Annotated in this window: 28 protein-coding genes; 12 read left to right on the top strand and 16 right to left on the bottom strand. The window is 67.2% G+C overall.

Going from position 1 to position 24,978, the window contains the following annotated elements; genetic code table 11:
* Window positions 1-119: 119 nt before the first annotated feature.
* Window positions 120-1,379 (top strand): cytochrome P450, encoded by a 1,260-nt coding sequence (locus ABDC78_RS15240; RefSeq protein ID WP_347133099.1) that lies wholly within the window; start codon window positions 120-122, stop codon window positions 1,377-1,379.
* Here ABDC78_RS15240 and ABDC78_RS15235 read toward each other — a convergent pair.
* A complete protein-coding gene (locus ABDC78_RS15235; RefSeq protein ID WP_178356822.1) occupies window positions 1,324-1,677 on the bottom strand; it encodes a hypothetical protein in 354 nt (117 codons plus the stop codon). The two genes, ABDC78_RS15240 and ABDC78_RS15235, sit on opposite strands and share 56 nt — an antisense overlap.
* A gap of 108 nt (window positions 1,678-1,785) precedes the next feature.
* Between ABDC78_RS15235 and ABDC78_RS15230 the strand changes: the two genes are divergently transcribed.
* Window positions 1,786-2,571, top strand: coding sequence for a helix-turn-helix domain-containing protein (locus tag ABDC78_RS15230; protein ID WP_178356823.1), 786 nt, complete (start codon window positions 1,786-1,788; stop codon window positions 2,569-2,571).
* Between the two features lie 101 nt (window positions 2,572-2,672).
* Window positions 2,673-3,101 carry a lipoprotein LpqH gene (locus ABDC78_RS15225; protein WP_178356824.1) on the top strand — a complete coding sequence of 143 codons (429 nt, stop codon included), beginning with the start codon at window positions 2,673-2,675 and terminating at the stop codon, window positions 3,099-3,101.
* Window positions 3,102-3,108: 7 nt separating this feature from the next.
* On the opposite strand, the gene ABDC78_RS15220 is transcribed toward ABDC78_RS15225, so the two are convergent.
* The 4 genes from ABDC78_RS15220 to ABDC78_RS15205 all read right to left on the bottom strand — a co-directional run bounded on the left by ABDC78_RS15220 (window position 3,109) and on the right by ABDC78_RS15205 (window position 7,038).
* Complete coding sequence (locus tag ABDC78_RS15220) at window positions 3,109-3,909, bottom strand: L,D-transpeptidase (protein ID WP_347133098.1); 801 nt, start codon at window positions 3,907-3,909, stop codon at window positions 3,109-3,111.
* Window positions 3,910-4,024: 115 nt separating this feature from the next.
* The gene (locus tag ABDC78_RS15215) at window positions 4,025-4,648 is read right to left on the bottom strand and encodes a Pr6Pr family membrane protein (RefSeq protein WP_178356825.1); all 624 of its coding nucleotides are present in this window, start codon (window positions 4,646-4,648) and stop codon (window positions 4,025-4,027) included.
* Between the two features lie 46 nt (window positions 4,649-4,694).
* Entirely contained in the window at window positions 4,695-5,975 is a 1,281-nt protein-coding gene (locus tag ABDC78_RS15210; RefSeq protein ID WP_178356826.1) for a hypothetical protein, read from the bottom strand.
* 100 nt (window positions 5,976-6,075) lie between these two features.
* Window positions 6,076-7,038, bottom strand: a complete 963-nt coding sequence (locus tag ABDC78_RS15205; protein ID WP_178356827.1) for a threonine/serine dehydratase — start codon at window positions 7,036-7,038, stop codon at window positions 6,076-6,078.
* 62 nt (window positions 7,039-7,100) lie between these two features.
* Between ABDC78_RS15205 and ABDC78_RS15200 the strand changes: the two genes are divergently transcribed.
* Together ABDC78_RS15200 and speB are read left to right on the top strand one after the other, a co-directional pair.
* Window positions 7,101-7,523, top strand: coding sequence for a thioesterase family protein (locus tag ABDC78_RS15200; protein WP_178356828.1), 423 nt, complete (start codon window positions 7,101-7,103; stop codon window positions 7,521-7,523).
* A 43-nt stretch (window positions 7,524-7,566) separates the two neighbouring features.
* Window positions 7,567-8,625, top strand: a complete 1,059-nt coding sequence (gene speB / locus ABDC78_RS15195) for an agmatinase (RefSeq protein WP_178356829.1) — start codon at window positions 7,567-7,569, stop codon at window positions 8,623-8,625.
* Between the two features lie 8 nt (window positions 8,626-8,633).
* Here speB and ABDC78_RS15190 read toward each other — a convergent pair whose 3' ends face one another.
* On the bottom strand, window positions 8,634-9,518 hold the full coding sequence (locus ABDC78_RS15190; RefSeq protein ID WP_178356830.1) for a cyclopropane mycolic acid synthase family methyltransferase: 885 nt from the start codon (window positions 9,516-9,518) through the stop codon (window positions 8,634-8,636).
* Window positions 9,519-9,824: 306 nt separating this feature from the next.
* On the opposite strand from ABDC78_RS15190, the gene ABDC78_RS15185 reads away from it, so the two are divergent.
* The 5 genes from ABDC78_RS15185 to ABDC78_RS15165 are packed head-to-tail and all read left to right on the top strand — an operon-like array spanning window position 9,825 to window position 13,438.
* Window positions 9,825-10,040: a hypothetical protein gene (locus ABDC78_RS15185; protein ID WP_178356831.1), complete on the top strand. Its 216-nt coding sequence runs from the start codon at window positions 9,825-9,827 to the stop codon at window positions 10,038-10,040.
* A gap of 11 nt (window positions 10,041-10,051) precedes the next feature.
* Window positions 10,052-11,221 (top strand): serine hydrolase domain-containing protein, encoded by a 1,170-nt coding sequence (locus ABDC78_RS15180; RefSeq protein ID WP_178356832.1) that lies wholly within the window; start codon window positions 10,052-10,054, stop codon window positions 11,219-11,221.
* A gap of 19 nt (window positions 11,222-11,240) precedes the next feature.
* Window positions 11,241-11,702 carry an SRPBCC family protein gene (locus tag ABDC78_RS15175; RefSeq protein ID WP_178356833.1) on the top strand — a complete coding sequence of 154 codons (462 nt, stop codon included), beginning with the start codon at window positions 11,241-11,243 and terminating at the stop codon, window positions 11,700-11,702.
* A 36-nt stretch (window positions 11,703-11,738) separates the two neighbouring features.
* Entirely contained in the window at window positions 11,739-12,134 is a 396-nt protein-coding gene (locus ABDC78_RS15170) for a hypothetical protein (RefSeq protein WP_178356834.1), read from the top strand.
* Between the two features lie 17 nt (window positions 12,135-12,151).
* Window positions 12,152-13,438, top strand: a complete 1,287-nt coding sequence (locus ABDC78_RS15165; protein WP_178356835.1) for a cytochrome P450 — start codon at window positions 12,152-12,154, stop codon at window positions 13,436-13,438.
* Here the strand turns inward: ABDC78_RS15165 and ABDC78_RS15160 are convergent.
* The 4 genes from ABDC78_RS15160 to ABDC78_RS15145 form a co-directional block, all read right to left on the bottom strand.
* Complete coding sequence (locus ABDC78_RS15160; protein ID WP_178356836.1) at window positions 13,435-13,848, bottom strand: hypothetical protein; 414 nt, start codon at window positions 13,846-13,848, stop codon at window positions 13,435-13,437. The genes ABDC78_RS15165 and ABDC78_RS15160 overlap by 4 nt on opposite strands.
* 125 nt (window positions 13,849-13,973) lie before the next feature.
* A complete protein-coding gene (locus tag ABDC78_RS15155) occupies window positions 13,974-14,369 on the bottom strand; it encodes a hypothetical protein (protein WP_178356837.1) in 396 nt (131 codons plus the stop codon).
* Window positions 14,370-14,383: 14 nt separating this feature from the next.
* Entirely contained in the window at window positions 14,384-15,511 is a 1,128-nt protein-coding gene (locus tag ABDC78_RS15150) for a glycosyltransferase (RefSeq protein WP_178356838.1), read from the bottom strand.
* An 86-nt stretch (window positions 15,512-15,597) separates the two neighbouring features.
* Window positions 15,598-16,515, bottom strand: a complete 918-nt coding sequence (locus tag ABDC78_RS15145) for a dienelactone hydrolase family protein (RefSeq protein ID WP_178356839.1) — start codon at window positions 16,513-16,515, stop codon at window positions 15,598-15,600.
* Between the two features lie 130 nt (window positions 16,516-16,645).
* Here ABDC78_RS15145 and ABDC78_RS15140 point away from each other — a divergent pair, with 130 nt between their 5' ends.
* Both ABDC78_RS15140 and ABDC78_RS15135 read left to right on the top strand, forming a co-directional pair.
* On the top strand, window positions 16,646-18,436 hold the full coding sequence (locus ABDC78_RS15140; RefSeq protein ID WP_178356882.1) for an amidohydrolase family protein: 1,791 nt from the start codon (window positions 16,646-16,648) through the stop codon (window positions 18,434-18,436).
* Window positions 18,426-18,896 carry a nuclear transport factor 2 family protein gene (locus ABDC78_RS15135; protein ID WP_178356840.1) on the top strand — a complete coding sequence of 157 codons (471 nt, stop codon included), beginning with the start codon at window positions 18,426-18,428 and terminating at the stop codon, window positions 18,894-18,896. Before ABDC78_RS15140 ends, ABDC78_RS15135 begins: the two co-directional genes overlap by 11 nt.
* A gap of 25 nt (window positions 18,897-18,921) precedes the next feature.
* On the opposite strand, the gene ABDC78_RS15130 is transcribed toward ABDC78_RS15135, so the two are convergent.
* From ABDC78_RS15130 to ABDC78_RS15105, 6 genes are read right to left on the bottom strand one after another with little or no spacing between them, the layout of a single operon-like run.
* Entirely contained in the window at window positions 18,922-19,407 is a 486-nt protein-coding gene (locus ABDC78_RS15130) for an SRPBCC domain-containing protein (protein WP_178356841.1), read from the bottom strand.
* Between the two features lie 3 nt (window positions 19,408-19,410).
* On the bottom strand, window positions 19,411-19,755 hold the full coding sequence (locus ABDC78_RS15125) for a metalloregulator ArsR/SmtB family transcription factor (protein WP_178356842.1): 345 nt from the start codon (window positions 19,753-19,755) through the stop codon (window positions 19,411-19,413).
* A 38-nt stretch (window positions 19,756-19,793) separates the two neighbouring features.
* The gene (locus ABDC78_RS15120) at window positions 19,794-20,900 is read right to left on the bottom strand and encodes an amidohydrolase family protein (RefSeq protein WP_178356843.1); all 1,107 of its coding nucleotides are present in this window, start codon (window positions 20,898-20,900) and stop codon (window positions 19,794-19,796) included.
* Window positions 20,901-22,274 carry a glutamine synthetase family protein gene (locus ABDC78_RS15115; protein ID WP_178356844.1) on the bottom strand — a complete coding sequence of 458 codons (1,374 nt, stop codon included), beginning with the start codon at window positions 22,272-22,274 and terminating at the stop codon, window positions 20,901-20,903.
* A gap of 33 nt (window positions 22,275-22,307) precedes the next feature.
* Window positions 22,308-22,790, bottom strand: a complete 483-nt coding sequence (locus tag ABDC78_RS15110; protein ID WP_178356845.1) for a carboxymuconolactone decarboxylase family protein — start codon at window positions 22,788-22,790, stop codon at window positions 22,308-22,310.
* Between the two features lie 19 nt (window positions 22,791-22,809).
* A complete protein-coding gene (locus ABDC78_RS15105; RefSeq protein WP_178356846.1) occupies window positions 22,810-24,858 on the bottom strand; it encodes an MDR family MFS transporter in 2,049 nt (682 codons plus the stop codon).
* Window positions 24,859-24,978 lie beyond the last annotated feature (120 nt).

Raw genomic sequence — 24,978 nt, 5'->3', positions numbered from 1 at the left:
CCGCTCGCCGGCTGAGTCCAGTGGTGAAACCTGGTGGACACTTCTCCCAAGTTGTCTCGCCGGGGCCCGACTTCGTGTTGCAATGCGGTACGGCCACTTGACGGTTTAGGAGCCAACGTATGCCGACTCCCACCCTCCCGCCCGGATTCGACTTCACCGATCCTGACCTCAACTGCGAGCGGTTACCGGTGGAGGAGCTGGCGGAGTTGCGTCGAACCGCGCCGATCTGGTGGAACGAGCAGACCGAAGGCGGTTCCGGGCCGTTCGGTGACGGTGGCTACTGGGTGGTCACCAAACACAAGGACGTCAAAGAGATCTCCAAACGCAGCGACGTGTTCTCCAGCCTCGAGAAGACCGCACTCCCCCGCTATCCGGCAGGCTCCACCGGCGAGCAGATCGAGACGGGCAAGTTCGTCCTGCTCAACATGGACGCGCCGCACCACACCCACCTGCGCAAGATCATCTCGCGGGGCTTCACACCGCGGGCTGTCGAACGCCTGCGCGCCGACCTCGGCGAGCGGGCCCAGAACATCGCCAAGAACGCCGCAGCCTCGGGCGCGGGCGACTTCGTCGAACAGGTCTCCTGCGAACTGCCGCTGCAGGCGATCGCCGGGCTGATCGGCATCCCGCTGGAAGATCGCAAGAAGATCTTCGACTGGTCCAACGAGATGGTCGCCGACGACGATCCGGAGTTCGCGCACCACGACGGACGCAACGCCGCCACCGAACTGATCATGTACGCGATGCAACTGGCCGCGATCCGGGCCGAGGAGCCCGGCGAGGACATCGTCACCAAGCTGATCGAGGCCGACGTCGACGGCCACAAGCTCTCCGACGACGAATTCGGCTTCTTCATGGTGCTGCTGGCAGTGGCCGGCAACGAGACGACCCGCAACTCGATCACCCACGGCATGATCGCGTTCGCCGACCACCCCGACCAGTGGGAGCTGTACAAACGCGAACGTCCGTTCAGCGCGGTGGACGAGATCGTGCGGTGGGCCACGCCCGTCACATCGTTCCAGCGCACCGCGCTGCAGGACTACGAGCTGTCAGGGGTTCCCATCAAGAAGGGACAGCGCGTCGTCATGTCCTACCGGTCGGCGAACTTCGATGAGGAGGTCTTCGACGATCCGTTCTCGTTCAACATCCTGCGTGACCCCAACCCGCACGTCGGCTTCGGCGGGACCGGTGCCCACTACTGCGTCGGGGCGAACCTGGCCAGGATGACGATCGAGCTGATGTTCAACGCGATCGCGGACCACATGCCCGATCTGACATCCGTGGGCACGCCCGAACGGCTCAGGTCGGGCTGGCTGAACGGCATCAAACACTGGCAGGTCGACTACTCCGGACAGTCGGCCTGCCCGGTGAAGCACTGACGGCGCTCGGGTAGTCGAGGATGGAACGCCAGTAGTCCTCGGGGATCTCGGCATTCGACCGCAGCACCATCGCCAGACCGGTGGCCATGGCGACGCCGAGCAGGCCCAGCCAGAGGCCGCTCAGCCCGATGACCACCCAGAGCACGGTGGTGAGCACCGGCCACGGCGACAGTATCGCCAGCACCGGGGCGAAGAAGAAGCCTGCACCGATGTACCACGACGAACCGGCCCGGTCGCAGATCAGCACGAAGCGCAACCATCGCGGGATGTTCGGCAGCGATTCGATGGGTGATGTCATGGCCCTGCCTCTCCTGTGTCTTCCCTTCACCGTGCCTGCTGGAGGTAGGCGGCACAATTACCTCGGAGGTAGTGGTCAGACGCGCATCAGGCGACCACACTCGTCGTCATGACGGCTGCGGATCTTGCCCCCGGAGCATCCGGGTCGGTCGGTACGATGCTGCGTCGCTGGCGTCTGCGGCGTCGGCTCAGTCAGCTCGATCTCGCACTCGCAGCGGAGGTCTCCGCGCGTCACGTCAGCTTCATCGAAACCGGGCGGGCGCGCCCCAGTAGGACGATGGTGCTGCGATTGGCCGCGGTCCTCGAGGTGCCCCGGCGCGAACAGAATGCTCTGCTGCTGGCTGCAGGACTGGCCCCGGTCTACGGCGAGCGGTCACTCGACGCGGCGGACATGGCTGCCGTGCGACTCGGGGTCCGACGGGTCCTGGACGCGTTCGATCCCTACCCCTGTGTCGCGGTGGACCGGGGTTGGTGGATCCTGGAGGCCAACTCGGGGGCCGCGGTGTTGCTCGAGGGTGTCGCACCGCATCTGCTCGAGCGGCCCAATGCGCTGCGCATCGCGTTGCATCCCGACGGCCTGGCGCCGCGGATCGCCAATCTCGCGCAGTGGCGCGCGCACCTGATCGAGCGGGTGCGCCGCGAGGTCGAGGCAGGCGATTCCGAACAGCTACGCGCATTGCTCACCGAGATCGATTCGTACCCTGGAGGTTTGGAGCGGGCGGCGGATCTGGGCGGAGTGGCGGTACCGCTCGAACTGGAGACTACGGACGGACGGCTGCTGCGCTTCGTGAGTATGGTCACGACGTTCGGCACCGCGCTGGATCTCACCGCCGCAGAACTCAGCATCGAGGCCTTCCTGCCCGCTGACGACGCCACCGCACAAGCCTTGCGTTAGCCGCGGACGTCGGCGGAACCCGGCCCGGGAGACAAATCCGATCCGTCATACCCGGGCATTTCGGCCGGAGAACCGCGCCGCAGCGAATAGAGTCGAGCGCCATGGAGACCCGACACCTCGTGGCAGCGGTCACGATCGGCAGCGCTGCAATCCTCGGCGCAGCCGGTTGCTCGACACCGGAACCGGCGCTCGGCGGCACCACCGCGAGGGTGAGCATCGACGGCACCGACACCGGCGGGGCGCATGCCGTCCGCTGCCATCAATCAGGCTGGTCCTGGTACATCGAGACCCCCGAGAAGGACGACGGCTTCACCGCCGTACTGGAGACAGGGGGGTCGGTCACTCCGATGTCAGTGGACTTCCGCGGGTTCGGCGGTTTCACCGGTACCTACTGGGCCGACAACATCGGTGAGGCAGAGGTGACCGGTGTCGACGGCAAATACACGATCACCGGCTCGGCGGCCGGCAACTTCGTCGACGACCCGATGAACGAGGTGACGGCGAAGTTCAGGATCGAGGCCGACTGCTGAGCTTGCCTCAGGCCTGGACGATGATCGGGTCGCCGACCCGAACGTTGTCGAAGTACCAGGCGGCGTTGTCCGGGCTGAGGTTGATGCACCCGTGGCTGACGTTCGCGTAGCCCTGCGAACCCACCGACCACGGCGCGGAGTGCACGTACACGCCACCCCACGTCACCCGGATCCCGTACTCACCCTTGATCAGGTAGCCCTCCGGGTCGTCGAGCGGTATGCCGATGGTCCTCGAGTCGAAGGTGACGTTGCGCTCTTTGCTCAGCGCGGTGAACCGTCCGACCGGCGTGGGGAACTTGGCCTTGCCCATCGAGGCCGGCATCTGCCTCGCGGTCACGCCGTCGATGCTCACGGTGAACGAGTAGTCGCTGATGTCGGCAACGCCGACCACCGACGAACCGGTCTGGAAGCTGGTGGAGAACCCTCCGACGGACACATTGATCGGTGTGTGCGCCGGGAAGAATTCGGCGGGGGTCCACTCGACGACGTGGTCGTCGAGCCACACGAACGACCCGGATGCGGTTTCCGGTGCCCCGGCGGGAGTGACCGCGATCGACCCTTCGGCCGCGGCCCGGTTGTTGATCGCGCCGGTGAACGTCACGGTCACCGGGTGGGCGACACCGACGGTTTGGCCTGACACGGGTGTCACGCCGGCAACCGCTGAGGGAACGGCCGATCCGGCCCACCCCGACGGTAGCGGTCCGGCCACCGACAGCCCGCTGACCAGCAGGGCGGAACCGATCACCGCGACGATGCGCCGGGTGATCCTGCCCCCGGGTCGAGTTCGCTGCACACGAGCGCTCAGCACGTTGCCATCCTAGTTCGTCGTCCGAGTTCGGCGCGGGCGAAAGCGTTGCCCGGCGACTTGGTGGGTGGATTCTTCTTGCTTCTGATCGCTTATCGAATTCGCACGTCGGAACGTTTCACGGCGTGTCGACGATCGCAGTGGCGGCGGCGCGGTGGGCTGCCAGCAACGCGTAACCGACAGCCAGCACACACCCGGCCAGCGCACCGACGTTGATCGCCACCGCGGCGGCGCCGACGGTAGCGGGATCCAGGAAGAAATAGGGCGCCCGTCGGCCGAACCTGTTGAGCACCAGCAGTGCCAGCGCGAGATATGCGGCGGGGTAGACCAACCAGGCGAGCGGTTGCCACCACGAAACCCTCGCCATCCCACGGCCGACGAGCAACCAGTCGGTCAGTGCGAGAACCGGCACCACGACGTGCAGCAGCAGGTTTGCGGGTGTGTATCCCATGCTGTGGTCTGTCAGGAACAGGTTCCAGACGACGCCGGCCAGCACCACGTAGAGCACGATCGCGCCGCGCACCCCGACCCGGGAGTCCGCACGTGGCGACACCAGCGTCCACAGGTAGTACCCGGCGGCGAGCAGGTTGGCCTGGTAGGTGAAGGTGATCAGCCGCCACCACACGCCCCGTTCCGAGGTCACCGCCACTATCGCCACCGCTGCCACCACGGACAGGATGATCGCGACACGCAGTGCGGTGCGCAGGATCGCTGTTCCGGGCGGTGCGACAGGCTGGCTCACCCCCGCGAGCGTAAACGTTGCGACGCCGTCGCGCCCGCGGGCACTCCTACTGTGGTGGCGGCGGCAAGGGTGCGACAGGCGGCGGAGGTGGCGGTACGGCGGCAGGTTCGGGTTGGCCGTCGCCCACACCGGAGAGTCTCTCGCGGATCCGATCCAGGATGCCCGGCCGCTCCTCGGGGACCGGCGGCGGGGCCACGCCCGGTGGCGGCATCCCCGGCGGGGCCGCTTCGAGCGGGGGCGGTGCCACCGGGATGCCGTCCTGCGGCGGCACGGCCTCCAGAACCGGGGCGTCTTCGGCGATCGGGGCGACCTCGGGGATCGGCTCGGCCTCGACGATGGGCGGCGTCTCGGGCGCGGGTGGGGGCGCCGCCTCGACGACCGGCGCGGGCGGCGGCGGCCGCATCGGCGCGGGCGCGCGGACCGCGGCAGGCGTCTGCGTGGACGCGTCGACTGCTGGACGTGACGGGGAAGCCGACTGCTCGGGGGCCGCAAGCAAGGCCAGCGCCGCGGACGCGGACGCCACAAAGGTGACAACACCTGCGGCCAGTGCCGCGGCCGGCCCCGACTGTGCGAAGCGCCCGAATCCGCGCCGGGCGGCAACCGGTCCGGCACTGTCGGCGGGGGCACCCGCGTATTCGCCGTCGAACCGGAACTCGCTGCTCTGCGCACACGCCAGGGCTGCCCCGCGCGCCAGTGCCAACTGGGCCTCGGCGGGTGTGAACACGGGCACCGCCAGCGCATCCTCGAGGACGGGCAGCAAACCGTCGAGGTCCTCGGCGGAGCCGACGAGCACAAGGGCCTCGGGCTGCCAGTCCGCCTTGGTGAACACCGCGCTCAGCCAGCCGACTAGGTCTTCTTCGGTCACGACGGTGTGGTTGACCGCGGTCTGCACCGCGCCTTCGTCGGTCTGCACGACCAACGCAATCAGGTGTTCGGGCTCGATGACGCAGACCGCAGTGGTCTGGTAGCCCGTCACCTCGGCGATGCCGCGGGCCAGTGCGTCGGTGGCCTCCGACAGCCGCACCGGCACGATGTTGTCGAAACCGGAGTCGCTCAGCGACTTCAACAGCAGTGATGCCTCGGTATCCGCGTCGTCGCTCCAGGTCACGCCGATGGAGTGCACGCGGTGACCGCGGTCCGCGGCGAGCGCCTCGGTGCGCAGCACCGCGGCGGCAGCCTGCTCCGAGGTCCGGAGCGCGCTCGATGCCCCGCCGGCGAGCACCTCGAAGCCGTCCCCGTCCATCGTCACGCCGTCGGCGTCCTGCCCCTCCACCAGGACCAGTCCGACGGCAGACGGTGTCACCGACAAGCCGAGTACCGCGTCCACAAAACACTCCTTCGCGCGTCCACGATCCTTTCGACAGATCGTGTGACGGAATCCCGGGTGACCCTACCTGCTGACCACCCGACATTGCACACCTGTCAAATCAGCCGGGCGATCGCTCGGCGAGGATCTGCTGCAGCAGTGCCGGTTCGATGTTGCCGCCGGACAGGATCACCACGGTGGCACCCGGCGGGGTGGCACCCTGTCGGTAGGCGGCCAGCGCCACCGCTCCGCTGGGCTCGCTGACGAGGTGGGCGCGGTACGCCAAATCGCCTACCGCAGAACGGATTTCATCTTCCGAAACGGTGATCATCCCGTCGAGCACCTGCTGCAGATGCGTGAACGTCAGATCCGACGGCTGTGAGCGCAGGCCGTCGGCGATCGTGCGGTTGCGGTCCTCGATGGACCAGTCCACGCGGTGCCCGAGGGCCATCGCCTCGGTGGTGTCGGCGGCCAATTCGGGCTCCACCCCGAAGATCTTCGCCGCCGGGCACAGCGCCCTGACCGCGACGCCGATGCCCGACGCCAGCCCACCGCCGCTGACCGGAATCAGCACGTTGTGCACCGCCGGCAGGTCAGCGGCGATCTCGAGGCCGATCGTGCCCTGCCCGGCGATCACATCGGGATGGTCGAACGGTGGGATCAGCACCCCGCCGGTGTCGGCCACGACCCTGGCCGCTTCGGCCTCCCGCTCCCCCGCCGCACACAGCACCACATTGGCCCCGTACTCCCGAGTTGCCCGGACCTTGACGCTCGGAGTTTCCTCGGGCATCACGATGTGTGCCGGCAGACCGTAGGTGGCCGCGGCGTAGGCCACCGCCTGCGCATGGTTGCCGCTCGAGTAGGCCACCACGGCCGGCGGCCTCGCGCCGGTGCTGGTCATCGCGGCGATGGCGTTGAAGGCGCCGCGGACCTTGAATGCGCCGATGGGCTGCAGGTTCTCGGGTTTGACCCACAGTGGCCGGTCGTCGTCTCCCCACCGCGCCGCCAGCAGCGGAGTCCGCACGACGTGGGGCCGGATACGGTCGGCGGCTGCGCGGATGTCATCGATCGTCACGAGCGTCATGGGTCGAGTCTCGTCCAGTCGCTCGGCATGTTCACCCGGGGTCCGTCGCTAAGGTGACGCGAGTGAGCGCATTCTCGCTGCCGATCGTGCCCCGCTACGCCGAGGTGGACCAACAGGGTGTGGTGTTCAACGGCCACTACCTGACCTGGTTCGACGAGGCGTGCACCGGTCTCCTGGAGGATCTTGGTCTCGCGTACCCGGACCTGATGGCCACCGGGTACGACTTCCAGGTGGTGCACAGCGAGATCGACTACCGGGCATCGGTCCGGTGGCGGGATTCGGTGCGGGTCACCGCGGATTGTGTGCGGATCGGCTCGACGAGTTTCACCATCGCCTTCGGCGTGCATCGCAGCAGTGAAGGGGCCGAGGAGCAGTTGGCGGTCGAAGGGCACAACGTGTACGTGCTGGTGTCGACCGAGGACTGGACGAAGCGGCCGATTCCCCCTTCGCTGCGGGATGCGCTGAGCGGTACGGCCACTCGATGACTTCGGGCCGTTCAGCGGCCCGATGAGCGGTACGGTCATGCGCATGGGCCACGATCACGACCACCATCGCGAGATTCCGCCGGGAATGGCCGAGCAACTCGACCTGGCCTACGCCGGTCTCGTGTCGTTCGGGCACCGGCCGTTCTTGACCGAGGTCGAGCAGCTCGATGCGTGGAAACCGGATGCGGCCATCGTCGGTGCGCCGTTCGACATCGGGACCACCAACCGGCCCGGGGCGCGTTTCGGTCCACGGGCCATCCGCGCCACGGCCTATGAGCCCGGCTCGTACCACATGGATCTCGGACTGGAGATCTTCGACTGGCTGGAGGTCGTCGATTTCGGCGACGCCTATTGCCCGCACGGGCAGACTGAGGTGTCGCACAACAACATTCGCGAACGCGTCCGCACCCTGGCCGAGCGCGGGATCGTGCCGGTCATCCTCGGCGGTGACCATTCGATCACGTGGCCCGCAGCCACGGCGGTGGCCGACGTCCACGGGTACGGCAACGTCGGCATCGTTCACTTCGATGCGCACGCCGACACCGCCGACGAGATCGAGGGCAACCTCGCCAGCCACGGCACCCCGATGCGTCGGCTGATCGAGTCCGGCGCAGTGCCCGGAACCCATTTCGTGCAGGTCGGACTGCGCGGTTACTGGCCGCCGCAGGACACCTTCGAGTGGATGCTCGAGCAAGGCATGACCTGGCACACCATGCAGGAGATCTGGGAGCGCGGCTTCAAGGAGGTCATGCGCGACGCGGTGAGCGAGGCGCTCGCCAAAGCCGACAAGCTCTACGTCTCGGTCGACATCGACGTGCTCGACCCCGCGCACGCGCCGGGCACCGGCACCCCGGAGCCTGGTGGCATCACCAGCGCGGACCTTCTGAGGATGGTGCGCCAACTCTGCTACGAGCACGACGTCGCCGGGGTGGACGTGGTCGAGGTGGCACCTGCCTACGACCACGCCGAACTGACGGTCAACGCTGCGCACCGGGTGGTGTTCGAGGCTCTCGCCGGCATGGCCGCGCGGCGCCGGGACGCGGCCGATGCCGAACCGGGGCAGCCGGCGCGCTCGTACCGCGACGCCGGGCCCGCTCGCTGACTACCGGTTCAGCCCTTCTGAAGGGTGAACTGACAGATGTCGGTGTAGCCATCGCGGAACAGATCCGCGCAGCCCGTGAGGTACTTCATGTAGCGGTCGTAGACCTCGCGGGACTGGATGGCGACAGCGTCGTCCTCCCGTGACCGCAATGCATCTGCCCAGATGTCGAGGGTCTTCGCGTAATGGAGTCGCAGCCGCTGCTCGCGCGTGAGCCGGAACCCCGCCTTGGACGCGTGCTCCTCGACCGTGGTGGGCTTGGGCAGGTCTCCGCCCGGGAAGATCTGGTCCATGATGAACTTCGAGAACCGCACGATGCTCATCGTCAGCTTCAGCCCGCGATCGGTGAACTCCTCGTCGGTGGGCTTGATGATGGTGTGCAGCATCATCACGCCGTCGGAGGGCAGCACCCGGTAGGCCATCTTGAAGAACTCGTCGTAGCGATCTCGCCCGAAGTGCTCGAAAGCGCCGATCGAGACGATGCGGTCGACGGGCTCGTCGAATTGCTCCCACCCCTGGAGCAGAACCTTCTTCGACCGCGGGCTGTCCTGCTTGTCGAGAAGCTGCTGGACGTGGGCCTGCTGGTTGCGGCTCAACGTGAGTCCGACCACGTTCACGTCGTACTTCTCGATCGCACGCAGCAAAGTGGCACCCCAGCCGCAACCGATGTCGAGCAACGTCATCCCGGGCTCCAGCCCGAGCTTTCCGAGGGACAGGTCGATCTTGGCTATCTGCGCCTCTTCGAGCGTCATGTCGTCGCGCTCGAAGTACGCGCAGCTGTACGTCTGCGTCGGGTCGAGGAACAACCGGTAGAAGTCGTCCGACAGGTCGTAATGCGACTGCACGTCTTCGAAGTGAGGCTTCAGGTTCTGAACGCCTTCGGTGATTTCTGGCAAATTACACGCCTTTGAGATTCGGGATGTTGGTCGATGGTCGATGGTCGGCCCCGCCCGGTCTGAGGGCCTGTCTCATCGTCTGCGCAATTCACGCACACTACCCGAGGGTCAGTGACACCAGTGAATCACCAGGTGGCGTCGCGCAGCAACGGTCAGCGGTGACAAAAAACGAACGGTTGGCCGCGTCCCGGCGATGCGGCGACTCTCACACTGGTGCGCGCGTGGCCGTAGCCCAAACGGGTATCCGCGACCACGGATCGTGCTCACGATGCCGTCCGTACGTCACCGCAAGCAGGAGGAGTGCCCATGACGACACCAGACCCCAGCCCGCTCGGTGACGCCGCCGAAGCCGACGTGGCCGACCTGGCCGATCAACATCGCCCCATCGACGACGTCGACTCGGATGCCTGGCCCGACGCGCAACGGGTTTCGTCGGATCGCGACTGGCAGGCCAGCGAAGCCGATCTGATCGAACAGGCGATCGAGGTGCCTTTGGACGAATCCGAGCCCGATCGCGAATAGTGTGAAGGGCGATGATTGCTCGGGTCTGTTCCCTGGTCCTGGTGCTGATGTTGGCTGCGACAGGATGCGCCGGGTCCCCTGGTGAAACGCGCCAGGAGGAACCGCCGGCCGCGGATTCAGTACCGGCGACGACGATGGACGCCGATGTCACCGCGCGACTGAACGGCGTCGTCAGCCGGGCCATGGACCACGCAGAGATCCCCGGCGCGATCGTGGGGATCTGGGGGCCCGAGGGTGACTACGTGCGCGCTTTCGGAGTTGCCGACAAGAAGACGCGGGCTCCGATGAAGGCCGATCTCTACAGCCGGATTGGGAGCCAGACCAAGACCTTCACCGTCACAGCGGCCCTGATCCTTGCCGACGAGGGCAAGATCGGGCTGGATGACCGTATCGGCGAGTACGTGACCGGAGTTCCCCGCGGCGGTGAGATCACGGTGCGCCAACTCGCCCGGATGCAGAGCGGCCTGGCCAACTACTCGGCGAGCCCAGCGTTCCAGCAGGCACTGTTCGACGATCCGCAGCGCTCCTTCACGCCTCAGGATCTGCTCGGGTTCGCGTTCGCCGAACCCGCGACCTTCGCACCCGGCGAGGGCTTCGAGTACTCCAACACCAACACGGTCCTGTTGGGCCTGCTGGTGGAGAGAGTCACCGGGCAGGCACTTGCCGAATACATCAAAGGCCACATCCTCGGGCCGCTGGGCATGAGCCAGACCCATTTTCCCGCCGACTCCTACTTCCCCGAGGCGCACGCCGAGGGTTACACCACACAGACCGCCGACGGCGGGGAAACCACCGCCACCGACTGGAACCCTTCCTGGGCGTGGGCGGCGGGAGCGATGATCTCCACGCTCCATGACATGCGGGTCTGGGCACCGGCGCTGGCCACGGGAACGCTTCTGACTCCGCAGATGCAGGCGCAGCGCCTCGAGACCGTCGCGGCCCCGGGGCTGCCGCCGCAGGACGGCTACGGCATGGGGCTGTTCACCCTCGGCGGGTGGATCGGGCACAACGGCAGCCTGCCCGGATACCAGACCGTTTCGGTCTACCTGCCCGAAAACCGCACTGCGTTGGTCATTCTCATCAACACCGACATCCCGTTCGGTGACGCAGAACCAGGGACCGTGCTGGCCACAGCGATCACCCGGGCGCTGACCCCCGACCACGTGTACACGCTCAACTGAGGTGACGAGGAGTCCGACGATGCAAGGTTCGGTGACGGTGTCGATGGAGGCGCCGGCGGAGCGGATCTGGGAACTGATCGCCGACGTCCGCAACACCGGGAAGTTCTCGCCCGAGGTGTTCGAGGCGGAATGGCTCGACGGCGCCGCGGGCCCGGCGCTGGGGGCCCGCTTCCGGGGGCACGTGCGCCGCAATGAGATCGGCCCCGTCTATTGGACGACATGCCGGGTGACCGCCTGCGATCCCGGCAGGGAGTTCGGATTCGAGGTGCTCGTCGGCGACCGGGCGGTCAACAACTGGCACTATCGGCTGACGCCCTCTGGGTCGGTCACCGAGGTCACGGAGTCGTTCCGGCTCGACGAGAATCCGCTGATGTCATTGTTCTCGCTCATGGGCGGCCAACTCCGTCGGCGCCGCAACATCAGGGACATGCGAAAGACCCTCGAGCGCATCAAGGCGGTGGTGGAAGCGGAGTCGGACTGACGGTTGTCGGCCGCAGCAAGCGGGTATCTCGCCCCGATGAGTGATGCGAGCGATGAGACCGTCGAAGGCGTCGGCAAGGTGACCGAGGCACTGGAGTACGTCGAACGCGCCAGAGGGCATCTGTACTCGTTCCACCAACTGATGGGCCACGCCGACTTGTTGCTCGGCGAGGCGTGCGACGCGTTGCGCCGGTCCGGCGACGACGCCGTCGCCGAACGGCTGGAGACCGATCTGGTCGGCCGCAACGTGATCGAGGGCCGGTGGACCTTCCAGGTCGTCGAGGAGTTCGACGACACCTACTGGTCGCGGTTTCGCGAACACGAGCGGCAGGCGCGTGAGGAACTCCTCGAGGGCGCCCGCCACCTCCACGAGAAACGCATGAAGGAACGACGCCGCACTCATGGCCGATCGGGTCACGAAGCAGAGCCGTGAGGCTACGCTCGGCGGGCATGGACTTGAGATCGCGCGTCATTCGAACCAACGGGATCGCGCCGCCCGAGGTCCCGCTCTCCGATGTCGATCTCGGCTCCTGGGATTTCTGGGGACTCGACGACGACATCCGCGACGGTGCCTTCGCCACTCTTCGTCGGGAAGCTCCGATCAGCTTCCACGAGTCCTTTGTCGTCGACGACGGCGCCGAGGTGGCGGGGCACTGGGCGGTCACCCGCCACGACGACGTGTTCTACGCCAGTCGACATCCCGAGCTGTTCAGCTCGGCGCTCGGAATCACGATCGGCGACCAGACCCCTGAGCTCAACGAGTACTTCGGCTCGATGATCGCGATGGACGATCCCCGCCACACCCGCCTGCGCAACATCGTGCGCAGCGCATTCACGCCGAGAGTGCTCGCAATGATCGAGGATTCGGTGCGACAACGCGCGCGGCGCCTGGTCGAGGAGATGATCGTCGCCCACCCCGACGGGCACGGCGATCTCGTCTCGGCGCTTGCAGGGCCACTCCCGCTCCAGATCATCTGCGACATGATGGGCATCCCCGAGCAGGACCATGCGCGAATCTTCCACTGGACGAATGTGATCCTGGGCTTCGGCGATCCCGACATCGCCACCGACTTCGACGATTTCATCACTGTGGCCATGGCGATCGGGGCCTACGCCAAGCAGCTCGCCGAGGATCGTCGGGATCAGCCGGGCGACGACCTGACGACCAGCCTCGTCCACGCCGAACTCGACGGTGAACGGCTGACATCGGCCGAGGTTGCGTCGTTCTTCATCCTGTTGGTCGTCGCAGGCAACGAGACCACCCGCAACGCGATCAGCCACGGGGTTCTTGCACTCAGCCGATATCCCGAGCAGCGTGAGCTGTGGTGGTCGGACTATGACGCCATTGCGCCGACCGCGGTGGAGGAGGTCGTCCGCTGGGCCTCCCCGGTGGCCTACATGAGACGCACCACCACCCGGGATCTCGAACTCGGCGGCGTGCCGATGGCAGCGGGTGACAAGGTCACGCTGTGGTACGGCTCAGCCAACCGCGACGAGTCGAAGTTCGTCGATCCGTGGATGTTCGACGTTCGCCGGCACCCCAACCCTCATCTCGGTTTCGGAGGCGGCGGCGCCCACTTCTGTCTCGGCGCCAACCTGGCCCGGCGGGAGATCACTGTGGCGTTCGAGGAACTGCACAACCGGGTGCCCGACATCCGGGCCGTCGACGAGCCCGACCTGCTGCACTCGGCGTTCATCCACGGAATCAAACGCCTGCCGGTGTCCTGGACGGGTTAGCGCGCGGAGGTGTCGCGCGCGGTGGTGTCCGGCTGCATCCGGTCCGCCGTGCCGGTGCCGGGATCCGGGGTGCGGGGATCCAACTCGTCGGCGCGTTCGCGTCGTGAGGAGAGTTCGTCGCGAGTGGTCGTGACGGCGTCGCGGTGGGTGGCGGCGGTGTCCGCGAGCCTGGCGGCTTCGGCGGCCTTGGCTTCCGCCTCGGCTTTCGCGGCCCGCGCTTTGGCCTCGGTCTCCTCGAGCAGGGCGGCCTTCTTCTCGACACGCCGGCTGTCCTGGTCCACCTCGTCGCGAATGCGGTCGGCTTCCTGCGCCTTGCGGCGGTCGCCGGCCTTGCGCGCCGCGAACACGACGGCTCCGATGACGACGATCGCGACGATCACGGCGATCACGATCCACACTGTGCTGTCCATGCGGGTTCCCTCCGATGAGGGGCGATCACGCTGACGGCCCCGTTGATTCGACGGGTGCCCGCGAGATCAGCGAACTAAACCGGTTATGCCGACCCCGCGCCTGATGTCCCGGTCCGGCACACCGCTCAGAGCGAGCCGGAGATCGGACCCTTCTCCTGGCAGAACTTCTGCGGCGGATTGCCTTTCACGGCGCAACCGCGGCCGGTGCTGATATAGGTGGTGCCCGGGCGGAAGGGCTGGAAGAACACCTGGGCAGGCAGGATCCCGTTGTTGCTCACGCACTGGCCACCGCCGTCGCTGCCCTGCATCTTGATGCATGCCACGCTCTGGATCACGACGGCGCCGTCGCAGTCCCGTGGCGAGACCGTTGCGGTGACCACGTCGGTGCCCGAGACGTTCACCACGCTGGGCGGCGACAGCTCGTATTTGCACGGTGACGGCGCCGGTTTGGCACCGGCGACCGCTACGGTCGAGCCGAACATCAGCGTGGTGGCCGCCAGCAGGGCGAACGTCCGAGACATCTCTGGATGGTAAGTCACCTCGGCGGGCGATTATCGGGCAATGCGCCGAGCGCATGCAGCATCCCCGCCGCCGAGCGCGGCCAGCTGAACTGCTCGGCGCGCCGGCGGGCGCTGCGCCGTCGCTGCGTTTCCGGTCGCACCATCACCGAGGTCACGGCACGCGCGATGGCGTCGGCGTCGTTGTCGGCGGTGGCGCCGCTGTCGGTGGTGAGTATCTCGGCCAGTGCCGAGGTGCGCGACACCACCGCCGGGGTGCCACACGCCAATGCCTCCAGCGCGGCCAGGCCGAACGTCTCGTGGGGCCCCGGCGCGAGGGCGATGTCGGCACTGGCGAGGATGCCCGCAACGGTGTCCCGACAGCCGATGTAACCGGTGAAGTCGACGGGCAGCCGAGCGGCCTGGCGTTCCAGACGTGTCCGCAGCGGCCCCTCGCCGACGATCACCAACCGGGCATCGATGCCCGAATGACGAAGCGCGCCAACGGTGTCGATGCTTCGGTGCGCGTGCTTCTCCACCGAGAGCCGCCCGCAGTGCACCAGCAGCAGTTGATCCGGGCCGGCCCAGCGTTGCCGAACGGTCGACGATCGCCGTCGTGGGTGGAACTGGTCGAGGTCGACCCCCAACGGCACCGTCAGCAGGTTCGTCGCACCGATCCGGTCGAACTCCTCGCGGGCGAACGCGGTGGTACACACCACGGCGTCGTAGTTGGCCGCGGTACGCCGGTTGGCGGCATCAGCCACCGCGCGGGCCAGTGTCACCGGAAGAAGTTGTCCGACCAGTCGGTCCAGACGTTCGTGGGAGATCATCACGGTCGAGACTCCGTGGCGCCGGCCCCACCCGCCCAACGAGCGCAGCGTCAGTCGGTCCGACACCTCGAGTGCGTCGGGGCCCAGGTGCTCGAGCAGCGCGACGACCGGACGCGGCAGCACCGCCCGGTACCCTGCCGTGAACGGGATCAGCCTGGCGGGCAGCGAGATCCGGATGACCCCCGACGGCAGGGTCGTCGTCTGGAAGCAGGGGCCCGGCACGATCAGGAACACCGTGTGTCCGGCAGCGCAGTACTCGGCGCCGAGGCGGTCGATCGCCGTGCGCAGGCCACCGGAGCGGGGGCCGTAGAAGTTCGCCACCTGGACCACGCGCATCGCTGCATCAGAACGCGGGAGCGTGTGCACGGTGCAACGCCCGACAGACCAGTCGCCGAACAGCAGGTTTCCGGTCGGTGCCGGTCCTATCCGACGTGCGTTTCGAGCCAGTCCGTCATCCTGCGCCACGCGTCGGCTGCCGCGGTCGGGTCGTACCGATCACCGGTGTCGTTGAAGAAGGCGTGGTTGGCGCCGGGTTCGGTGACGAGTTCGTGGACCAGGCCCGCTCGCTCGAGGGCCGCTTTGGCGACGGGTTCGGTCGCGTTGACCCGTTGATCGAGTTCGCCGTAGAAACCGAGTACCGCGACGTCCCGCGATCCGGAGAAGTCGGGGTCGTCGGGCGTCGGCCCGTAGAACGGGAACGCCGCGGCGAGTTCCGGTGTGCCGCTGGCGAGCAACCGCCACACCAGGCCGCCCCCCATGCAGAATCCGACCGCCGCGACGGCGACCCCGGGCGTGCGGCGCTGTACCTCGGCGATGCCCGACTCGAGGTCGGCGACCATGGCCTCCGGCTCCAGATTTCCCAGCGCGGCGGTCGCCTCTGCGGGGTCGGTGAACGTTGCGGTGCCGCCGTTTTCTGACAGGAGGTCGATCGCCAGGCTCGAGTAACCGGCACCGGCCAGGCGGCCGGCCACCGACCGGACCCAGTCGTTGAGTCCCTTGTTCTCGTGGATCACCAGGATCCCGCCCCGTGGTTCTGCGGCCTCGGCCCACGCGCCCTGCAGCTCACCACGCGGGCCTGCCCAGGTGATCGGAGCGGTCGGCAGGGCGGCGTCCATGCCCGGCGGCGCTGCGGCCGCGGAGGTGGGTGACTCCGACTCCGCGGACGCCGTGGTCGTCTCGGGGTCCTGCTGGTTGTTTCCGCACGCAGCGATCAGAGCTGTAGCGGCGCTCGCGCCGACGCCGAGCAGGGCCAGTCGGCGCAGGGCCTCCCGACGGGAGAGCAGACCGTCGACGTGGTCGGTGGCGATTTCCTCGGCGATGTAGCGCTGTAACGGAGTCACCTCCGCGATTATGCGCTCTTGTGGCGTCGGTGCAGTTCAGCGACGGAAGTAGACAGTCGAGAAAATCTGTTCACCGATTTCGTTGACACCCGCCGATGCGGGCTGTTCGATGGGCGTAGTGAGCACCGATGTGAACTACGACACGATCATCCGCAACGGCCGTTGGTTCGACGGCACAGGCGCACCGTCGGCCATCCGCACCCTCGGAATCCGCGAGGGCCACATCGTCGCCATCACCGCAGACGATCTCGACGAGACGGACTGCCCGCAGGTCATCGACGCCGGCGGCAAGTGGGTGTTGCCGGGCATGCTCGACATCCACACGCACTACGACGTCGAGGTGCTCGGTGGGCCGTCACTGTCGGAGTCGCTGCGCCACGGCGTGACGACGGTGCTGCTCGGGTCGTGCTCGCTGTCGACGGTCTACGTGGACGGTCTGGACGCCGGGGACATCTTCGGCCGCGTCGAGGCGATCCCGCGCGAATACGTCATCGACGCCGTGGATCGCCACAAGACCTGGGCCAATGGCGAGGAGTACATCGCGGCTCTGGAATCGCGTCCGCTCGGCCCCAACGTCGCGGCGTTCCTCGGACACTCCGACATGCGTGCATCGACGATGGGCCTGGACCGTGCCACCCGCAGGGACGAGCGTCCCACCCGGAGCGAGCAGGCGCAGATGGAACGAATGCTCACCGAGGCATTACGAGCCGGCTTCGTCGGAATGTCCTCTCAGCAGCTGCTTTTCGACAAGCTGGACGGTGACGTCTGCCGCTCTCGCACCCTGCCGTCGACGTATGCGAAGCCACGGGAGTTGCGCCGGCTCAAGTCGCTGCTGCGCCGCTCCGGCCGGGTTCTGCAGTCCGGACCCGACATCAAGAACCCGTTCAATCTGGGCTCCCAGCTGCTCCAGTCGCTCGGCATCGTCCGCAACCCACTCAAGACCAGCCTGCTGTCGGCCGCCGACGTCAAATCCAACCCGGTGGCGGTGAAGGCGCTCGGACCCGCTGCCCGGCTGATCAACCGGATGGGCGGAAACTTCCGCTGGCAGCACCTGCCCGTTCCGTTCGAGGTGTACGCGGACGGCATCGACCTGGTCATCTTCGAGGAGTTCGGTGCGGGAGCAGCCGCGCTGCACCTGCGCGACGAGGTGGACCGCAACGAACTGCTGCGCGACGAGGACTACCGGCGGCGCTTCCGCAAGGAGTACGAGAGCAAGTTCGGGCTGCGGGTGTGGCACCGGGACTTCTTCGACGCCGAGATCGTCGGCTGCCCCGACGAGTCGGTGATCGGTAAATCGTTCGGACAGGTGGGCCGAGATCGCGGCGGCATACATCCGGTGGACGCCTTCCTGGACCTGGTGCTCGAGCACGGCAGCGGTCTGCGGTGGCGCACGACCATCTCCAATCACCGCCCCGAGGTGCTCAAGAAGCTCGCCCGGGACTCCGGCATCCAGATGGGCTTCTCGGATGCCGGCGCGCACCTGCGCAACATGGCGTTCTACAACATGGGCCTGCGTCTCCTGCGGCATGTCCAGGAGGCCGCACGCTCGGGTGCGCCTTTCATGACCATCGAGCAGGCCGTGCATCGGTTGACCGGTGAGTTGGCGGACTGGTACCGCATCGACGCAGGCCACCTGCGGGTCGGCGACCGCGCTGACGTTGTCATCCTCGACCCTGAGCGGCTCGACGGCGCCCTGGACGACTACGCCGAGGCGCCGGTCGACCAGTACGGCGGCTTGCAGCGGATGGTGAACCGCAACGACGACACCGTGGTCGCCGTGTTCGTCGGCGGTCGTGCCGTGTTCCTCGACGGCGCGCTGACCGAGTTGGTCGGAACACGTCGCACAGGCAGATTCCTGCGGGCCGCCCACACCGCGCCGGCGTTGACAGAGCAGGAAGGGGCGTTGGCACATGTCGGTTGACGAGGTGAAGGAGACCACGCAGGCGGAGGCCGTGGTCCACGGGATGTGGGAGGCGCTGTCGGCCCGGGACTGGGACGCGCTGAAGACCTACCTGTCGCCGGAGTGTCTTTATCTGGACATGCCGGTGGGGCCCGCAGCGGCCGCCCGCGGACCCGAAGACATCGTCAAACGCCTGAAGATCGGGCTGGAGTCGCTGGCCTCCTATCAGAACTTCACCGGCCTGATGGTGTCCGACGGCGCTAACGTGATGTACGAGCATCACGAGGAATGGCATTGGCAGACAGGCGAATCCGCCGTGCTGCAGTTCGTCACCGTGCATCGTGTGGAGGACGGGAAAATCACCCTGTGGAAGGACTACTGGGACATGGGTGGGCTCGCCAACCACGCTCCCCCGACGTGGCTCGAAGACTTCGCCAACGCGGACATGAGCTGGGTCTTCGACGCCACCGGCCTGGTGTAGTCGCCCGGTTGCTCCGCGGAGTTGGTCAGGACGCCAACACCGCGTCGATCTGGTTGGCCGCTGACGTGGCGCCCTCTTCCACGCCCATGTCCAGAATCTGCTGCAGCGCCTCGGTGGAGTCGTAGGTGCTGACAAACGTCGACCGGGTGCCGCCCTGGTGTGCGCTGAACGTGAAGACGTTCTTCGACACCGGCAGGTTCGGGTCAGGGCTGAAGTCCGGATGGGCGAATCCGTCGTCGAAGGAAAAGCTGCGCGGTTCGTCCACCGCGGTGATCTGCCAGTAGCCCGAGTATTTGTCGCCGTCCGGTCCGGTCATGAAGTACGTGACCCGGCCGCCGGGACGCAGGTCGTGGTCGACCACGGTCGCCGGGTATTCCGGCGGACCCCAGATCTTCTCGAGTTGGCGTGGGTCGGCGTAGATCTGCCAGACCCGCTCCACGGGCGCCGCGAAATCGGCGACGATGGTCAGGGTCCGCTTGTCGAGGTCGTGCCGGACGTCGATCACGGGCATGGTTCAGTCCTCCGGTGGGGTCGGGTCGGATGCGATGAGTTCGTCGATACGCGCGATGCGGCCGCGCCAGATCTGCTCGAGTTCGTCGAGAAGTGACGCCACCGACCGCACCGCGGTGACTTCGCCGCTGGCCAGTTGCTCGCGGCCATGGCGCCGCTTGGTGAGCAGTCCGGCCCGGTCCAGCACCGCGACGTGTTTCTGCACGGCGGCAAAACTCATCCGGTAATGCGCCGCCAGCGTCGAGACCGAGTGTTCACCGGCCAGCACGCGGCGCATGATGTCGCGGCGGGTGCGGTCGGACAGGGCGTGGAAGAGCGCGTCCGCCCGGTCCTCGTCCTGATCGATCACGGGTCCAACATACAACCATTTGGTTGTACGTTGTCAAGCTACGTCAATTCGTAGACCCGCCGTGCGTTTCCGTGCGCGATCAGGTCGGCGACCCGGACGGCGTCGGGGTGGCTCCACTCGCCGGCGTCGACAAACTGCTGCATCACCGTGGCCATGCCACTGCGCCAGAGTCGCGCACCGAGGTAATGCAGTTCGGCGGGGCCGAACCCGTCTGAGGAATAGAGGATCTTGCGGAACGGCGCCATCTCGAGCAGGCGTTCGATGAAAGCGCCCGAGCGTGCGCCGAGGTGGTTGATGGCAAGGCCGCCGTCGAGGTAGACGTTGTTGAACGCCTGCGCCAGGTAGCCGGCCTCGCGTTCATAGGGATAACAGTGCAGAAGCATCACCGGCGTGTCACCGCTGACTCGCAGAAAATCGAGCAGATGAACGGGATTGGCGGTGTGCAGATCACAATCGCGGTCACCGAAACCGACGTGGAACTGCAGCGGCTTGCTGAGTCGCAGCGCGCGGTGCAACCCGAAGCGCAGCAACACCCGATCGGTCAGGTGGACACCGCCGGCGTCCCGCCACCGGGTCGCTGCCTGGGCGACCTCGGCGGGCGACGGGTCCGACAGGTCCCCGATGAAACCGCCGCGGTAGGCCAGGATCGACTTGGTCGCCACGGCATCCCGGGTCTGCCGCGACAGGAGCTCGTCGAAGGCCGACGCGTAGTCCCCCGGCGCGGCCGCGGCCTGTTCGGCAACCGACTCCAGCCGGACCACCTCGTGCACCTCACCGGCCATGAGAGTCGACATCTCGCCGAGATCTGAGACACCATCGGCGAATCCGGTGTCCACCAGCCAATCAGATGCGCCGGCGGCGGACAGGAACAAGCGTGCCAGATCGGGCTCGGCGACCTCGCCGCGGCGACGCCAGTAGACGTCGGCATCGGCGTGGCGGGGCAGGCCGAGCAGCGGGCTGCAGTGGGCCCGCACCGCGAAACCCAGCTGGGTGTCGAAGGCCGAGTCGTACGCCGCGAGCGGTTCGGTGTTGGCCTCATTGAGGGCGTTCTCGAACCGCGTGCGGTCGCCGGACGTGAGCCAGCATCCATGCACGTGATGATCTATCAGTGGGACTGCCTCGAGGTGCTCGCGCAGTGCCGTCACTCACCCACTCCAGGCGAGGCGGAACTTGTCGGCGAGCTCGTCGGCACTCAGATCGGCGAAGTTCTGATGTTCGTAGCGCCGCACCGCAACCACCGCGTCGACCACTTCGTCCCCGAGAACAGTTCTCAGCAGCGCGGATCGGTCGAGCGCGTCGATCGCCTCGGCTTGATCCTGCGACAGCAGACCGACGCCTGCCGATTCGCGCTGCGCGTCGGTCAGGGTGGCGGGGTCGACGGTGACCTGCTCGGGCAGAGTCAGCGCGCCCTCGATTCCGCCCAGCGCCGCGCCGAGGATCGCGGCCGATGCGAGGTACGGGTTCGCCGATGGATCAACCACTTTGACCTCGACGTGGCCGCCGTGCGGGTTGGCCGGACCGGCGGGCAGGAAGCGCACAGCGGCCTCCCGGTTCTCGGTGCCCCAGCAGGTGAAAGCACCCGACCAGTGACCGGGCTGCATGCGTAGACCCGACACGATCGAACCGCAGAACACGCCCTGGGCCTGCGTCAGTGCGGCGAGCACACCCGCGACCGCGGACGCTCCCTCAGTCGTCATCCCCTCGGCACCCTCGCCGCCGGAGAACAGCGGGGTGTCACCGCGGGTGAGTGAAAAGTGCTGATGGGCACCAGATCCGACGCTTCCGGCGAACGGGACCGGCGACAGACTGACCCGCATCCCGTACCGGCGGGCGACCCGGCCGACGATGATCCGCATCAAGATCAGCTGATCGGCTGCGGCCACGGGGTCCTGCGGGGCCAGCGAGATCTCGAACTGGTTCGCCCCGTACTCGGGATGGAACTGTTCGATCGCCACTCCGGACGCGGTGGCGGCGTCGGTGACATCGCGGACGAAGCCCTCGAATTCGAGCACCCCGGCCAACCCGTACTGCGCCCACATGTGCGAGGGCAGGCGCTCGCCGCCCGGACCCACGAGGACGAACTCCATCTCGTGACCGACCAGGGCGTCGATCCCGGCGTCGGACAGCCGGGTCTGGATCCGGTGCAGTGCCCCCCGGGCGCAGTAGGGATCCGGGGTGCCGTCCTGGCGGAAGAAAGAGCCGGGGGCCCAGGCGAACCCGTCACCGAGAATGCGCAGCGCGCCGAGGTCGATGCGGATTCGCTGGTCCCCCACCACTCCGGTGGATTCGCCGAAGACGATGCCGGCCTGATCGATGGCGAACACATGCCAGACCGGGCTCGCGCCCAGTCCGGGATCGGCGAATGCACCCATTCTGCGCAGTGGCACCGTCTTGGCATGGGTGAGTCCCGCGGAGTTGACGACCGTGCCGATCAGGGTGGAGACCCCATCCGAAACGAGATCGGTCTCCAGCTGAGCGATGGCTGCGGCGGCGAGCGGTTTGGCGGCCATGTCAGCCATCCCTACCAGGCCCGGTGCCGTCGCGCCACAGAACTACAGCGTGATCTTGCAGCTTTGGCCGATGTCGAGGGTCCGGAGCATGCGGCCCATGCCGACCCACATCGCACACGAGATCGCCAGATCCGTCAGCATCTCGTCGTCGAAGTGCACGCTCGCGCGCTCCCAGAAATCCTCGTCGTCCCGTAACCCGGTGTGGTCGGTGGCGAACCGGTGCGCGAACTCCATCGCGATGCGCTCGGTGTCGCTGTAGCCCGGCCAGGTCCGCCATTGCGTGGCGTAGTCGTAGAACTCCTCGTCGATGCCGTTGGCCTCGCCCTCCGAGTCGCGCGTGTTCTGGCAGACCACACACTCGTTCGCATAGGCGATCACGATCCGCGCCGCTTCCCGGACCCTCATCGGCAACCGGTTCTTGGTGTAGACCGCGTTGGAGAACTTCGCCATTGCGGTGCCCAGGTCGGGCGACTTGACCGCGAAAGCGCTCACGTCATCGTCGGCGAAGTCTCCGATTCGGCTCATCGATGAATTGTAACGTGTTTCACTTTCCGGTCGCGGCGAGTTCGGTCCGATCGTCATCCCAGTCCCGCTGCACCAGCAGCCGCATCGCGATCCGCTCCAGGGCCGCTTCCACGTCGTCTCGGTCCGGGCGACCGTCGAACGACGGGGAAGCAGCCAGCTTTTCCACGATCCGGCTGACCAGGGCCGCGGAAGCGGCCTCGACCTGCCGCGCGCCGTTCTGCGTCAACCACAGCTGGTCGTCGGTGCGCAGTGCATGGCCGCACTCCACGAGGCGGCCGAATGTCGGCTCGAGCACTTCGATCGGCAGTCGCAACCGCTCGGCGATCTCGGTCAACCGGGCGGATCCGAAAACCTGGCTCTGCCGGTAGATCTGGATCAACGCCCACAGCAGGGCCACATCCGATTCGCACCCGTGCTGCCCGGCGATGCTGCGGAGCCGGATCTCCGGAGACTGGCGCACCAGCCGGCCGACGGCGGCCTCGAGCATCTGTTCGGGCGAATCGGTCTGCGGCATGCCGAACCCCTCGCCCAGATCCACCGCGGCGCCCGAATCGATGTCGCGCAGCGGTACCTGTTTGAGCGTCAATGCCACCAGGAAGCCGACCAACGCCACCGGCGCCGCGCACAGGAACACCAGGCCGAGCGAATCGGCGTAGGCCGCGACGATCGGTCCCGCGACGTCGGGCGGGAGTTGGTGCAGCACCTGCGGCGACTCCGCGGCTTCGGGCGGCGCACCGCTGGCTGTCAGTGCCGAGGTGACACGGCCGCCGAGGAAATTTGCGAACAGGGAGCCGAAAATGGCTGCACCGAAAGAACTCCCGATGGTCCGGAAGAAGGTGACGCCGGACGTCGCGACGCCGAGGTCGGAGAAGGCAGCAGTGCTCTGGACGATCAGGATCAGCACCTGCATGCACAATCCGATGCCGGCGCCGAGGATGAACAGGTACACGCTCTGCTGCAGCAGCGGGGTGGTGGCATCCATCTGTGACAGCAGCACGAACCCGAGCATCATGACCGCAGTGCCGACCACAGGGAAGATCTTGTACCTGCCGGTTCGGCTGACCAGGACGCCACTGCCCATCGACGTCAGCAGTAGTCCACCGACCATCGGCAAGGTGCGCAACCCGGACTCCGTTGCCGAGACGCCGTCGACGAACTGCATGAAGGTCGGCAGAAACGTCAACGCTCCGAGCATCGCGAAACCGACGATGAAGCCGAGCACACAGCACACCGTGAACACCGGGCTGGCGAACAGCCGGATCGGCAGGATCGGCTCAGCGGTAAGCATTTCCACCCGCACGAACACCGCAAGCGCGACCACCGATGCGACGAACAGGCCGATGATGATCGGCGAGGACCACGCGTAGGTGCTGCCTCCCCAACTGGTGGCCAGGGTCAGGCCGGAGGCGCCGACGCCGATCAGCAGGATGCCGGCGTAGTCGATCACCGGACGGATGCGTTCGCCCAGCGCCGGGATCGTCGCCATGGCGACGGCGAACACGACGATGGCGATCGGCACGTTGATCCAGAACGCCCAGCGCCAGCTGAGGTGGTCGGTGAAGTAACCGCCGAGCAGAGGCCCGATCACGGTGGTCACGCCGAAGACCGCGCCGAGAGCACCCTGATAGCGGCCGCGGTCCCGCAGCGGGATGACCTCTCCGATCAGCGCCATGGCCGTGACCATGATGGCGCCCCCGCCGATGCCCTGGAGCGCGCGTGAGGCCACGAGCATGGTCATCGAGGACGCCATTCCGCACAGCACCGAGCCGACGAGGAAGAACACGATGGCCACACCGAAGACCGACTTGCGGCCGAACAGGTCGCCGAGCTTGCCCACCACCGCTGTCACGATGGTGGACGCCAACAGGTAGCTCGTCACGACCCAGGATTGGTGGCCGGCTCCGCCGAGGTCGGAAACAACCGTCGGTAGCGCCGTGGCCACGATCGTCTGGTCGAGCGCGGCGAGCAGCATGCCGAGCAGCACCGCAACAAAGATCAGGTTGCGGCGCTGCGGGCTGACCGGCTCGAGGTCGGTCGGCGAGTAGGGCACAGCCGTGGGCGGCGACATACCTACCTCTCCTGGGTGACCGGGGAACTCCCCATTACATCGTTAGGCCATCTAGGAAAGTTACGGCACCCAGCGAGATATTCCCCGCCGGGGCGCCGCCCGAACCGATAACGTCCGAAC

Origin of the sequence: Mycobacterium sp. DL (assembly GCF_039729195.1) — a bacterium.
In the GTDB taxonomy this organism is placed as follows: Bacteria; Actinomycetota; Actinomycetes; order Mycobacteriales; family Mycobacteriaceae; genus Mycobacterium; species Mycobacterium hippocampi_A.
This window is presented reverse-complemented; position numbering and strand designations above follow the sequence as displayed.